A 12534-nucleotide genomic window follows, 5' to 3' on the forward strand; every position below is an offset into this window, starting at 1 on the left:
CTATCTCCGTGTCCTCATGGCAGCACGAGATGGTCGCCCATCCGCTGCCCGCAACCCTTGATGTGTCCCTTGTTTGCCGGGTGTTAGCAGAGCATGAACCGTACCGCCATGACCGCCCTGCTGCCTGCCGCGCTGCTGTTGTCAGCCTGTGGCGGGGGTGCCGAGGAACCGCCCCTGGCAGGTGCCATGATCGGCGGCCCGTTCCAGTTGACGGGGGAGGATGGGCAGACCGTCCGGTGGGACGATTTCGCCGGCAAGTACCGCATTGTCTATTTCGGTTATGCCTATTGCCCCGATGTCTGCCCCAACGACGTCAGTTTCCTGATGAGGGGGTTCGGCGCTTTCACGGATCGGCACCCCGACCTCGCCGCCAGGGTGCAGCCGCTGTTCATCACCATCGATCCCGCGCGCGATACACCTGCCGTGGTGGCCGAGTTCACCGATGCGTTCAGCCCCGACCTGCTGGGCCTGACCGGCACGCCGCAGCAGATCGCCGACGTGGCGAAGGCCTTTGCCGTCTATTATCAGAAGGGGGATCAAAGCGCGGGCGGCGGCTACCTGATGGATCACAGCCGCGCGGCATACCTGTTCGGTCCTGACGGCAAGCCGATCGCGCTGCTGCCGGCCGAACGCAGCCCGGAAGCCGTGGCGGAGGAGCTGGACCGATGGGTGAGCTGAGGCCGCGCTTCTGGGAGCTGCCGCTCACCAAGCTGACGCGCCCCGAGTGGGAGGCGCTGTGCGACGGGTGCGGCCGGTGCTGCCTGCACAAGCTGGAGGATGAGGATTCCGGCGCCGTCATCGAGACGAACGTCGCCTGTCGGCTGCTCGACACCGGTACCGGGCGCTGCCGCGACTATCGCAACCGCCGCGCCTTCGTGCCCGACTGCATCCGCCTCACCGCCGATCTGGTCGGCCGGCTCGCCTGGCTGCCGCCGACCTGCGCCTACCGCCTGCGCGCTGATGGTGACCCGCTGCCGGACTGGCACCCGTTGCTGACCGGCGGAGATGCCGCGATGCACGCCGCCGGCGCCAGCGTGGCCGGGCGCGTGATCGGGGAGGACGATGCCGGCCCGCTGGAACAGCACATCGTGGACTGGAACGGCGGCGAGGACGACGATGATTGGGAAGAGGACGAGGAGGACGGCACGCCCGTGTTCTTCGTTCGATGATCGACTGGCTGCGCCGCGCGCCGCCATCCACCATCACGCTGGGTGATCGGGAGCTGCCGCTGGTGGTCCGCCACCTGCAGCGAGCCACCCGCCTGACCATGCGCCTGGCGCCCGACGGGTCGGAGGTGCGCGTCACCGTGCCCCGCTGGGTTTCCGCCACAGATGCCGCCGCCTTTGCCCGCAGCCGGCAGGGCTGGCTGCAGCAGCAGCTCGCCCGCGTGCCGCGCCACGCCCCGCCGGTGCCGGGCGGTACGCTGCTGCTGCGTGGAGCGGCGCTGCCGATCGACTGGCACCCCGCCCATCCGCGCAGCGTGCGCCTGACGGACGATGCCGTGCGTTGCGGCGGGCCGGCCGATACGCTTGCCCTGCGGCTGGCGCGCTGGCTGGGCGCGGAGGCGGAGCGGCTGCTGACGGCGGATCTGGCGCATTATTGCGCCCGCGCGGGCGTGCCGGTGCCCGCCCTGCGGCTGTCGCGCGCGCAGCGGCGGTGGGGCAGTTGTTCCACCGGCGGCACGGTCCGCATCAACTGGCGGCTGGTGCAGGCGCCCGATCAGGTCCGCCGGTCCGTGGTCGCGCACGAGGTCGCGCATCTCTTGCACTTCGACCACTCGCCGGCATTCCATGCGGCGCTGCATCGGCTGTATGACGGCGACCTTCCCGCCGCCGATGCCTGGCTGAAGGCGCATGGGCGCACGCTGTACGCAGCCTTCGGGTGACTGGCGCTTCGCCGCCGCAGCCCCTATCTGCCGACATATGAGCTTCTGGCGACGCATCTCGCCGCGCCGTGCGGTGGAAGATTTTGCACATGAATGGCGCCAACCCGCCCCGCACCGGTGGAAGGTGCTGGGCGTGTCGGTCGCCGCGACCTTCTTCATCGGCATGATGTTCGTGCCCAAGAGCCAGCGGATCGAACCGCGCCCGCCGGAGGTGACGTGGATCACCAGCTACGCCGCCGACCGCAGCGATGCGGAGATTGCGGCCAGCAACCTCGCCAACCAGCAGCGGCAGGACGAGATCGCCGCCCGGCTGGCGAAGCGGGAGGAGATCCGCAAGAACCTGTACCGCGAACTGGGCCGCGCGACCTTCCTCGACGTGGACGAGATGGAGCGCAAGATCGCCGCCGACGAAGCCGCCGCCGCGGCGCGGGCCAGCGAAGCCGCCACGGGCGCCGCCCCTGCCAACTGACGACCAGCGCTGGCTCGCCGCCGCCGCCGCCCTGGCGGAGCGTGGCCGACCGCTGAGCCGGCCCAACCCGGCGGTCGGCGCGCTGCTGGTGGCTGATGAACGGGTCGTGGGCCGTGGCTGGACGCAGGCGGGCGGGCGCCCCCATGCTGAAGCGATGGCGCTGGCCGAGGCTGGCGCGCTGGCGAAGGGCGCGACCTGCTACGTCACGCTGGAGCCCTGTGCTCACGCCTCCGAACGCGGTCCCGCCTGTGCCGACCTGCTGGCGGCAGCCGGCGTCGCACGCGTGGTGGCGGGTGTCACCGATCCCGACACGCGCACCGCCGGACGGGGCAAGGCACGGCTGCGCGCGGCCGGCATCACGGCGCAAAGCTGCGGCGACCCGGCAGCCGCGGCCAGCCTTTCCGGCTATCTGGCGCGCGCCGCGCTGGGTCGGCCGCACGTGACGCTGAAGCTCGCCACCTCGCTCGACGGGTGTATCGCGCTGGCGGACGGCACCAGCCGGTGGATCACCGGGCCGGTCGCCCGCGCGCATGCCCATCGGGAACGGGCACGCGCCGATGCCATCCTGGTCGGCGGCGGCACGCTGCGCGCCGATGCGCCGAAGCTGGACGTGCGCCTGCCGGGCCTTGAAGATCGCGCACCGCGACGGCTGGTGCTGACCCGGCAGGCTGTGCCGGACGGCTGGACCGCCCTGCCCGACCCGGCCGCGATCCACGATCTGCCGGACGTGCAATATCTGTTCGTGGAAGGCGGGGCGGAGGCTGCCGCCGCCTTCCTGCGCGCCGATCTGGTGGACCGGCTGCTGCTGTACCGCGCGCCGGTGCTGCTGGGCGGTGGGTTGCCGGCGCTGGCCGATCTGGGGCTTGCCGGGCTGTGGCAGGCGCACGACCGCTGGGCGCTGGCCGACCGGCGCCACTTCACGCCCGACACCCTCGAAATCTATACCCGCACACGCTAAGGCCCCCGCCCATGTTCACCGGCATCGTCACCGCCATCGGCACCATCGCCCAGGCAGAGCAGCAGGGCGACCTGCGCCTCGTCATCACCTGTCCGTGGGACCCCGCCGGCATCGCCATCGGCGCATCCATCGCCTGTGGGGGCGTGTGCCTGACGGTGGTGGACCGGGGCGGCGTGGCGGGCGACGCGTGGTTCGCGGTGGACCTGTCGGCGGAAACGGTCAGCCGCACCGCGCCCGGCATGTGGACGCAAGGCCGCCGGCTGAACCTGGAGCCGTCGCTGCGCGTGGGCGATGAACTGGGCGGTCACATCGTGTCCGGCCATGTCGATGCAACGGGCCAGGTGATCGCGGCGGAGCCGGTGGGCGGTTCCACCGTGCTGACGCTGCGCGCGCCTGCCGACCTCGCGCCGTTCATCGCGCCCAAGGGTTCGATCTGTGTCGATGGCGTATCGCTGACGGTGAATGCGGTGACGGACCTGCCGGACGGCGCGGCCGACTTCACGCTCAACATCATCCCGCATACCGGGGAGGTGACCACGCTGGGTCCGCTGGCGGCGGGCGACACCGTCAATCTGGAGATCGACACCGTCGCCCGCTATCTGCGCCGGCTGGAACTGCTGCGGCGTTGATCGCGCATATCGTCCCGACCTGCGCCGGGACGATACCTTTCAGCCTTATGCGACCACCGTCTGCGTCACCGCCGCCAACGCGCCGGTGAACTTGTCGATGTTGCCCGGCGTCAGCCCGGCGATGTTGATCCGTCCACTGCCCGCCATGTAGATCGAGTGATCGGCCCGGAGCGCGGCGATCTCAGCCGGGGTCAGCGGCAGCATGGCAAACATGCCCTGCTGCCGGCCATAGGGGGTGAGGTCGAGCGATCCGGCCGTGCCATGCGCGGCCAGCGCCTGCCGCACGCTGCGGATGCGATCGCGCATACCCTCCAGCTCCGCCAGCCAGTCGGCGGTCAGCGCCTCGTCCTCCAGCACCAGCCGCACGGCGGCGGCGCCGTGATCGGGCGGCATGGACCACGCGGCGCGCGCCAGGGCATAGCCGTTGCTGGTGGTGCGGGTGACGCTGTCCGCATCCTCCCCCTGCCAGTAGAGCGCGCCGACACGGTCGCGATAGAGGCCGAAATTCTTGTCGCAACTATAGGCGACCAGCGCCTCCGCCACGGCGGCGAGCACGGCGCGGGCGCCGTAGGCGTCCTCCTCCATGCCGGCGCCCAGCCCCTGATAGGCGAGGTCGACGATCGGCAGCACGGTGCCGGCGGCCAGCGCCGCGACGATCCGGTCCCATTCCGCGGGCGTGTAGTCCACACCGGTCGGGTTGTGGCAGCAGCCGTGCAGCAGCACCGCGGCGCCCTCTCCAGCATCGCCCAGCGCCGCCAGCAATGCGTCCACATCGGCGACGCCGTCGGGCGTGGCATGGTTGAAGGCGACCAGTTCCAGGCCGAGGTCGGCCACGATTTGCGCGTGGTTAGGCCAGGACGGCGTGCCCATCAGCACCCGCGTCACGCCGGCCCGCTTCGCCAGCGCCAGCGCCAGCCGCACAGCGCCGGTGCCGCCCGGCGTCTGCATGCCGCCCAGCAGCGGGCTGTCGTGCCGGTCGCCGAAGATATAGGGCATCAGCCGGTGGACGAAGCCCATGTCGCCTTCCGGGCCGAGATAGGACTTGCTGTCCTGCCGCTCCACCAGCAGGCGTTCCGCCGCCTTGATCGCGCCGAACACCGGCGTCGCGCCGCTTTCCGTGCGGAACACGCCCACGCCGAGGTCGATCTTGTCGGGCGCGGGATCGGCGTCGTACAGCTTGATCAGCGCCAGCAGCGCATCGGGCGGTTGTTGAGTCAGACGGTTCAGCATAGCGGGTGCGCCCATGCCCCCCGCAAACGTCGTGGGCAACCGCTTTATTGCGTGATGGCGCCGCCGCACGCCATCAGAACGGCACCCAGGTCTGATCCTCGGTAAATTTCATGTAGCCGACATTGACCCCGGCCCGCAGGCCCGCACCGACGCGGATCGGGATCAGCACCGTGTTCCCCTTGCGCAGGTAGGACGCGGTGAAGCCGCCCACGAAATAGGCCTGCCCCTCGCCCGCCGGGAAGCGACCATACAGTTCGTCCGTGTCGAACAGGTTGTAGACGAGCACGAAGGTATTGCCGGCATTCGCGCCCGCGTCGAACCCGACGGACGGGCCGGTCCAGTATACGTCACGCTCCCCCTCCACCTTGTGGAACAGCTTGCCCGAGCCATAGCGCGCGCCGACGATGAAGGCGGCGCTTGCCTCCCGCCCGACGATGTAGGCGTTGGGCTGGCCCTGCTTCTTCAGGATGTCCTGCATCATCCGGGCGAGCCCTTCCGCACCCTGGCCGAACAGCCCTTCGGCCGCGCCGATCAGGTCGTCTTCCTGATAGGTGTCGGCCGGATCGGCGGCTGCCCGTGGCGCGGCAGCGGCAGGCGCGGCGTAGGGATCGACCGTGGTGGCCGGCGGCTGCTGCACCGGAGGCGTCGGCACCGTGCCGTCGGCCGGCGCCAGTTCCCCGCCATTGTAGGCGGGCGGCGGGGCCGCGTTGCCGTCCAGATCGCCGTCGATCGCGGCATCGGGATCAATCGTGGTCACGCCTTGCGCCGCGGCGGGCAGTGGCGCGACCAGCAGGGCCGCCAGCGCCAGGACGGCGCCCCATGGCCGCCCGCGAAGGATCGAATTTGCAAGCATCGGACCTGTACCCATCCCGGTGATTTCATGAACCGGCAGCATCAAAGCCGCCCGGCCGTTAAGCCGCCCTGAACATTCTTGTCCGCGAAAGCTACCCCGCTGCGGCCAGCAGCGTCTCCGCACAGGCCTGCACATGTTCGGCGATCAGGCGAAACGCGCTGTCCATGCTGGATTGCCGCCGCCAGGCGAGCGCGAGCGAGCGGTGCCGCTGCCACCCGGTGACCTTCAGCACGGCCAGTCCCTCCCGCCCACCCGCCGGGGAGCGCAGGTACAGGCCGGGCAGGACCGTCAGGCCAAAGCCGCTGGCGACCATCTGGTGCAGGCTGTCGAGGCTGGTGCCGTAATAATCGGGCACGACCACCATGTCGTGGGCCGCGGCGATGTCGGTCACCTGCTGCGACAGGTGGTGTCGGGGGTCGAGCGTCAGCATGGCGGCGCCCGCCAGTGCCTCCGCCGGCAGTTCCGCGCCGCTCGCCAGTGGATGATCCGCCGCCGCGACCAGGTACAGCGGCTCGCGCACCAGCGGCTCCACCTCCAGCGCGTCGCCCGACATCGGCAGCGGCCCCAGCACGACGTCGATCGTGCCGCGCGGCAGGCCCAGCAGGTGGTCTTCCGGAATGCCTTCGCGCACATGCAGCCGCAGGCCGGGCGCGACGCGGTGCAGTTCCGCGATGATCGGCGACAGCAGGTAGGGCCCGATGGTGGAGGTGGTGCCCAGCCGCAGCGTGCCGGTCAGCGCGTCCTGCGCATCGTCCGCCAGCGCCCTGATCTCCCGCGCGTCGCGCAGCATGCGGCGGGCAGTGATGACGATCGAACGGCCGATGGGGGTCAGCACCGCGCCCATCGGCCCGCGGTCCAGCAGCCGCACCCCCAGCCGATCCTCCAGCGCGCGGACCTGCTGGCTCAGCGTGGGTTGCGACACCTGCGCCAGCCGCGCCGCCTCCACGAAGGATTGTGTGTCGGCCAGGGTGACGAGGTATTCCAGTTGCCGCAGAGTAGGCATCGTTCGCCTTTATAACCATATAGGATGACCGGCTGGCAACCACCCACAAGCGGTCAAGTTGCTCAACCGACGGGACAAATCGCCCGGTTGACGGCAGAGCGGGGTCGACGGCCATGGTTGCAGGGCCGATCGGGCGGCGCGAGGCGGTGACAGTGCCGCAGGCAGACGCTAAGGCTCCTGATCATGGAAGCTGACACGGAACGGCAGAACCTCGCCAAGGCGGAAGTGCTGATCGAGGCGCTGCCTTACCTGCAACGCTATGCCGGGCGCAGCTTCGTGGTGAAGTATGGCGGGCATGCGATGGGCGATCCCGCCATGGCGCGCGCCTTCGCGCATGACATCGTGCTGCTGAAGACGGTCGGCATCAACCCGGTGGTCGTGCATGGCGGCGGCCCGCAGATCGGCGCCATGCTGCAAAAGCTTGGTGTGGAGACGCGCTTCATCGACGGCCTGCGCGTGACCGACCGCGCCACGGCGGAAGTGGCGGAGATGGTCCTGTCCGGCGCCATCAACAAGGAACTGGTCGGCTGGATCGCGCGCGCCGGGGGCAAGGCGCTGGGCTTGTCGGGCAAGGACGGCAACCTGGTGACTGCAGCCAAGCTGACGCGCACCTCCATCGATCCCGACAGCCTGATCGAACAGGCGATCGACCTCGGCTTCGTGGGGGAGCCGTGCGAGGTCGACACCACCATCCTGGAAACCGCCAGCCAAGCGGGCATGATCCCGATCGTCGCCCCGATCGGCGCGGGCGTGGACGGGGAGACGTACAACATCAATGCCGACACCATGGCGGGCGCGCTGGCCGCGGCACTGGGTGCGGCGCGGTTGTTCCTGTTGACCGACGTGGCGGGCGTGCTGGACGCGAACAAGCAGCTGGTGACCGACCTGACGCCGGCGGACATCAGCCGCCTCACGGCGGAAGGGGCGATCAGCGGCGGCATGATCCCGAAGCTGGAAACCTGCGTCCACGCGGTGAGCGCCGGGTGCGAGGCGGCGGTGGTGCTGGACGGCCGCGTGCCCCATGCCATGCTGCTGGAATTCTTCACCAGCCGCGGCGCGGGCACGCTGATCCGCGCCGCGCGGGAGGCATAAGCGCCATGAAGCACCTTGCCTTGGCCACCCTCCCGCTGCTGCTCGCCGCTTGTGGGGGTGAGGCGCCGGTGCCCGACGACAACCCGATGGAGGAAGCCGCCCATTCCGACCCGCTCGCCATTCCGGTTACGTTGCCGCCACAGGTAGCGGACTTCCCCGCGCTCTCCAGCCGTACCTGCATCGATGTTGTCCGCTTCTATGGCGAAGCGTTGGCCGCCGGGCAGTTCGCGGGCGCCGCCCTCGCCTGGGCCGATCCGGTGATCGATGGCGAGCGGCTGCGCAGCCTGCTGGCGGGGTACGAGCGGCCGAGCTTCACCTGGGGACAGCCGGGCGAGGAGGGAGCCGCCGGCTCGCTCTATTGCACCGTACCCGGCACGCTGACCGACGCCGCCGATGGCGCCAAACCGCCGGTCACGGGCGAGATCGTGCTGCGCCGGGTCAATGACGTGGACGGCGCGACGCCTGAACAATTGCGCTGGACGATCCGCTCCTCCACCTTCGTGGAGCCGCTGGAACGGTCCGCCCGCTCCTGACGCCAAGACCCTGGCGCCAGCCCTCTAACGAAAGTCCTGCCCCGTGTTCCTGCTCACCCTGTCGCAGATCATCGGCTACCTCATCTCCATCATCATCGTGCTGGTGATCGTGCAGTTCGTGCTGAGCCTGCTGCTGTCGTTCAACGTCATCTCCATGCGCAGCAACTGGGTCGCCGCCATCTGGCAGTCGGTGAACGCGCTGCTCGATCCGATCCTGTCGCCGATCCGCCGCATTCTGCCCAATACGGGCGCAATCGACTTCTCGCCGCTGGTGCTGATCGTGGTGCTGAACATCATCAACATCGTGCTGCGCAACCTCGCCTACAGCCAGATGGCCGGCTGATGCGCGGCCGGGCTGCGCTGCTGCTCGCCCTGGTGCCCATGCTGGCCGTCGCCGCGTGCAGCGGCGGGCCGGGTGGTGGCGGGGGGATGCGCGGCAATCGGCGGCCGCCGCCGATGCGCCCCTATGCGCAGCCCACCAACGTGATCGCGGCGGAGATCGCGCTTGCCCGCGCCGCGCGGGAGAACGGGCAGTGGACCGCATTGGCCGAACGCGCGCAGCCTGGTGCGCAGATCGCCTGGAACGGCCCGCCCGCGCCCGCCGCCGCCTGGCTGGCCGGCCGCACGGCACCCGCGACGCCGGACCGCTGGCAGGCGCGCGAGGCATGGACCAGCTGCGACGGATCGGCAGTGGTGATCGCCGGCGTCGGCCATGACGCCGCCGGTAACTGGAGCCGCTTCACCCGCGTTTGGGAGCGCGCCGGGCGCGAGTTCCGCTGGGCCGTGACCGTGTGGCAGCCCGACGCCGAACTCACCGCCATGCGCCGGGCGGAGGCAGCGCAGCGCAGCGCCGATGCGGAGGACGACGCCATCACCGTGGAGGCGCTGAACGCCATCCGCGCCCGCACCGCGCCCTGTCCGGCGGACCGCGCACCTGCCACCCGGGATCGCGACGCCGGCAATCCGGTCACGCCCGGGCTGGCGCGCGACAACACGCTGCGCTGGACTGCCGACCTTGTCGATCCGGCCGCCTTCACCGCCTGGTGGCAGGCGGCGGACGGGTGGGAGCAGGTCCATGCACAACCCGTGACGGGGACCCGCTGATGCTGTTCGACCTGTTCCTGTCCGCCTTCGCCACGCTGTTCGTGGTCATCGACCCGCCCGGCTGCGCGCCGATCTATGCCGGGCTGACCGCAAGGTTCGACCGCGCGGCGCGTCGCACCATGGCGATCCGCGCCTGCGTGGTCGCAGGCGCGATCCTGGTGTTCTTCGCGCTGTTCGGGCAGCGCCTGCTGGGCGCCCTCCATATCGAGCTGAACGCCTTCCGCATCGCAGGCGGCATCATGCTGTTCCTGATCGCGCTCGACATGGTGTTCGAGAAGCGCACCCAGCGGCGCGAACAGCGGGCCGAACAGGTCATGGCCGACCCGGCGCAGGATGACGTATCGATCTTCCCCATGGCCATGCCGATGCTGGCCGGTCCCGGCGCCATCGCCTCCGTCATGCTGCTGCAGAGCAATGCCGATGGCCTTTCCGGCACGCTGGTGGTGCTGGGCGCGCTGACGCTGGTCATGGCGCTGACGCTGGCCGCCCTGCTCGCGGCCGGTCCGCTGATGAAGGCGGTGGGACCGAGGTTCGAGGCGGTGCTGACGCGGCTGCTAGGCGTGTTGCTGGCGGCACTGGCCGCGCAGTACGTGATCGACGGGCTGCGGGGGAGTTTTTAACGCCGGATCATCAGGAGGTGGTCAACCGCCCTCCGCGTGAACGCCCCACATGATCGATCGCCAGGAGCGGCGATTGACGAACCGCTGATACAACAGAACCCCTGCCAAGGTGACGAGCAGGGCAGCCATGACGATCGAGAAGTCGATCCAGATCGACGCCAAAGACGCCAGCGCCAGCAATGGAGTGAACAGCACCAGCCAGCGCAGCCATGCTCTCTGGATCAGCCTGCGTCCTTGTTCGTCCACCTGCGTTCCCCGCGCTTTTCACAAGGCCGGCCTTCGCGTCACGCTAGGCCGGGCCTGGCCGGTTGTTACTGCAACGTCACCCGATCCTCGTCCGGGTCGCTGCGGCCGAAGAATTGCATCAGCTGGATCAGCAGCTCGCACCGGGTGGACAGGTCGCCTGCCTCCAGCAGCGCCTGCTTGGCCGCCGAATCGAACGGGGCGATCTGGCTGACCCCGTTGATCAGGCTGGCATCGTCCAGCCGCTCGACCGAGTTCCAGTCGACCTGGTAGCCTTGCAAGTCGGCGAAGCGGTGGGCCTCCTGCTCGAACGCAGCGCGCTCGATACTGCTCAGCGCCTGATCCTCGCTGTCGGCGATCAGTTCCGCCTCCACCTGGCGGAAGGCGGTGGTGACATCCAGCTCGCGCAGCAGGCGGAAGCGCCGCTCCCCTTCCAGCACGATGTTGTAGCGGCCGTCGGGCAGCGCCTCGACATCCTCGATCCGGCCGACGCAGCCGATCTCGAACAACGGCGATCCTTCGGCCACCGCGCGCGGCTGGATCATGCCGATGCGCCGGTCCTTCGCCAGTTGCGTGCCGACGAGGTCGCGGTAGCGCGGCTCGAAGATGTGCAGCGGCAGTTGCAGGCCGGGAAACAGGATCGCGCCCGTCAGCGGGAAGATGGCGAGGCGGAGGGCGGCCATCGGCGGATCGCTCAGCCGAACAGCAGCAGCGACAACCGCCGCCGCGTGGCGGACACCCACGGGTCCTCCATGCCGACAGCCTCGAAGATCTGCAGCAGCTTGGCCTTGGCCGCGCCCTCGTTCCATTGCGGATCGGTCCGGATCATGCCGAGCAGCGTGTCGGCGGCATCATCGCGCAGGCCGGCGGCGAACGCCCCTTGCGCCCAGGCGAACTGCGCGTCCATGTCAGCCGGCCGCTCCGCCGCTGCGGCGCGCAGGGTCTGCAGCTCCGACTGGTCGACCCCGCTGCCGGCCAGGGCCAGTGCGGCGGCGGCCTGCGCCACCAGTGGGTCCTTCTGCAGGTCGGCGGGCAGCGCATCCAGCGCGGCCTGCGCCTCTTCCGCGTGGCCGGCGGCGGCCAACGCGCGAATCATACCGGACTGCACCGCCGCATCATCGGGCGCCATGTCGGCGATCTGCGCGAAGATACCGGCGGCCCGTTCCGCATCGCCATCCGCCAGCACCTGCTCGGCCATGGCGACCAGCGGCGCGATGTCGGGCGCAGCTTCCTCGCCCGCGGCGCCCGCCGTCACCGGCAGCTGCGCCAGCAGGGCGTCGAGCGCCTGCTTCAACTGGCTTTCGGTGCGCGCCGGCGTCAGGTCGGCGACGGGCTGACCCTGGAACATGGCATAGACCGTCGGGATCGACCGGACCTGGAACTGGCTGGCGATGAACTGTTCCTCGTCCACGTTCAGCTTGGCCAGGATCACGCCCTTGTCGGCATATTCGGCGGCGACCTTTTCCAGAACCGGGGTCAGCGCCTTGCAGGGCCCGCACCATTCGGCCCAGAAATCCAGGATCACCAGCTTGTCGCGCGATGGCTCGACCACGTCCTTGCGGAACCGGTCCACCGCCTTCTGCTCGTCGATGCTGAGTCCCATGCTTGCCAAGTGTGCCGCTCCCTATCGCTGCGCGTACGTGTCCTATGTGGCCCGACGGGCGCGTTTGCCAAGGGTCGTGTTTTTGCGCTTGCAGGGTCGATGCCCCTTTGTTACTGGCGCGCCTCCCCACCGGGAGCGGCCCTTCGCAGCCACCCGGTGAAGCGCCAGAGCGGGCGTAGCTCAGGGGTAGAGCACAACCTTGCCAAGGTTGGGGTCGAGGGTTCGAATCCCTTCGCCCGCTCCAGCGGTTCTCGCTGCACCGGTTTCGCCAGATCGGCGTCACAAACTTGCAGCCCTTCCCCGAACTGTAAC

17 protein-coding genes and 1 tRNA gene are annotated in these 12534 nt (G+C 69.9%); 12 read left to right on the plus strand and 6 right to left on the minus strand.

Translation table 11 applies throughout. The annotated features are described in order from the left end of the window. Positions 1-93: 93 nt before the first annotated feature. From V5740_RS09570 to V5740_RS09595, 6 genes are read left to right on the plus strand one after another with little or no spacing between them, the layout of a single operon-like run. Positions 94-678 carry an SCO family protein gene (locus V5740_RS09570; RefSeq protein WP_347302256.1) on the plus strand — a complete coding sequence of 195 codons (585 nt, stop codon included), beginning with the start codon at positions 94-96 and terminating at the stop codon, positions 676-678. Next, the gene (locus V5740_RS09575) at positions 666-1169 is read left to right on the plus strand and encodes a YcgN family cysteine cluster protein (RefSeq protein WP_347302257.1); all 504 of its coding nucleotides are present in this window, start codon (positions 666-668) and stop codon (positions 1167-1169) included. Before V5740_RS09570 ends, V5740_RS09575 begins: the two co-directional genes overlap by 13 nt. Continuing rightward, complete coding sequence (locus V5740_RS09580) at positions 1166-1885, plus strand: M48 family metallopeptidase (protein WP_347302258.1); 720 nt, start codon at positions 1166-1168, stop codon at positions 1883-1885. The genes V5740_RS09575 and V5740_RS09580 overlap by 4 nt, the downstream gene beginning before the upstream one ends. Before the next feature lie 37 nt (positions 1886-1922). Continuing rightward, a complete protein-coding gene (locus V5740_RS09585) occupies positions 1923-2354 on the plus strand; it encodes a hypothetical protein (protein ID WP_347302259.1) in 432 nt (143 codons plus the stop codon). Beyond that, positions 2344-3312 carry a bifunctional diaminohydroxyphosphoribosylaminopyrimidine deaminase/5-amino-6-(5-phosphoribosylamino)uracil reductase RibD gene (gene ribD, locus V5740_RS09590; RefSeq protein ID WP_347304493.1) on the plus strand — a complete coding sequence of 323 codons (969 nt, stop codon included), beginning with the start codon at positions 2344-2346 and terminating at the stop codon, positions 3310-3312. Before V5740_RS09585 ends, ribD begins: the two co-directional genes overlap by 11 nt. Before the next feature lie 11 nt (positions 3313-3323). Then, a complete protein-coding gene (locus V5740_RS09595) occupies positions 3324-3941 on the plus strand; it encodes a riboflavin synthase (protein ID WP_347302260.1) in 618 nt (205 codons plus the stop codon). 45 nt (positions 3942-3986) lie between these two features. Here V5740_RS09595 and V5740_RS09600 read toward each other — a convergent pair whose 3' ends face one another. From V5740_RS09600 to V5740_RS09610, 3 genes are all read right to left on the minus strand, one after another. Further along, complete coding sequence (locus V5740_RS09600; RefSeq protein ID WP_347302261.1) at positions 3987-5171, minus strand: aromatic amino acid transaminase; 1185 nt, start codon at positions 5169-5171, stop codon at positions 3987-3989. A 73-nt stretch (positions 5172-5244) separates the two neighbouring features. Further along, complete coding sequence (locus V5740_RS09605; protein WP_347302262.1) at positions 5245-6024, minus strand: DUF1134 domain-containing protein; 780 nt, start codon at positions 6022-6024, stop codon at positions 5245-5247. A gap of 91 nt (positions 6025-6115) precedes the next feature. Continuing rightward, complete coding sequence (locus V5740_RS09610) at positions 6116-7027, minus strand: hydrogen peroxide-inducible genes activator (RefSeq protein ID WP_347302263.1); 912 nt, start codon at positions 7025-7027, stop codon at positions 6116-6118. A gap of 183 nt (positions 7028-7210) precedes the next feature. Between V5740_RS09610 and argB the strand changes: the two genes are divergently transcribed. The 5 genes from argB to V5740_RS09635 are packed head-to-tail and all read left to right on the plus strand — an operon-like array spanning position 7211 to position 10376. Then, complete coding sequence (gene argB / locus V5740_RS09615) at positions 7211-8119, plus strand: acetylglutamate kinase (protein WP_347302264.1); 909 nt, start codon at positions 7211-7213, stop codon at positions 8117-8119. Positions 8120-8124: 5 nt separating this feature from the next. Next, the gene (locus tag V5740_RS09620) at positions 8125-8652 is read left to right on the plus strand and encodes a hypothetical protein (protein WP_347302265.1); all 528 of its coding nucleotides are present in this window, start codon (positions 8125-8127) and stop codon (positions 8650-8652) included. A gap of 43 nt (positions 8653-8695) precedes the next feature. After that, entirely contained in the window at positions 8696-8995 is a 300-nt protein-coding gene (locus V5740_RS09625) for a YggT family protein (protein ID WP_347302266.1), read from the plus strand. Beyond that, a complete protein-coding gene (locus V5740_RS09630) occupies positions 8995-9756 on the plus strand; it encodes a hypothetical protein (protein WP_347302267.1) in 762 nt (253 codons plus the stop codon). The genes V5740_RS09625 and V5740_RS09630 overlap by 1 nt, the downstream gene beginning before the upstream one ends. Before the next feature lie 2 nt (positions 9757-9758). Then, entirely contained in the window at positions 9759-10376 is a 618-nt protein-coding gene (locus V5740_RS09635; RefSeq protein WP_347304494.1) for a MarC family protein, read from the plus strand. Positions 10377-10397: 21 nt separating this feature from the next. On the opposite strand, the gene V5740_RS09640 is transcribed toward V5740_RS09635, so the two are convergent. The 3 genes from V5740_RS09640 to V5740_RS09650 form a co-directional block, all read right to left on the minus strand. After that, on the minus strand, positions 10398-10622 hold the full coding sequence (locus tag V5740_RS09640) for a hypothetical protein (RefSeq protein WP_347302268.1): 225 nt from the start codon (positions 10620-10622) through the stop codon (positions 10398-10400). A gap of 65 nt (positions 10623-10687) precedes the next feature. Further along, positions 10688-11302, minus strand: coding sequence for an LON peptidase substrate-binding domain-containing protein (locus V5740_RS09645; RefSeq protein ID WP_347302269.1), 615 nt, complete (start codon positions 11300-11302; stop codon positions 10688-10690). 11 nt (positions 11303-11313) lie between these two features. After that, a complete protein-coding gene (locus tag V5740_RS09650) occupies positions 11314-12222 on the minus strand; it encodes a tetratricopeptide repeat protein (protein ID WP_347304495.1) in 909 nt (302 codons plus the stop codon). 169 nt (positions 12223-12391) lie between these two features. On the opposite strand from V5740_RS09650, the gene V5740_RS09655 reads away from it, so the two are divergent. Next, positions 12392-12466, plus strand: a tRNA-Gly gene (locus tag V5740_RS09655). Positions 12467-12534 lie beyond the last annotated feature (68 nt).

Source organism: Croceibacterium sp. TMG7-5b_MA50 (assembly GCF_039830145.1).
Taxonomy (GTDB): Bacteria; Pseudomonadota; Alphaproteobacteria; order Sphingomonadales; family Sphingomonadaceae; genus Croceibacterium.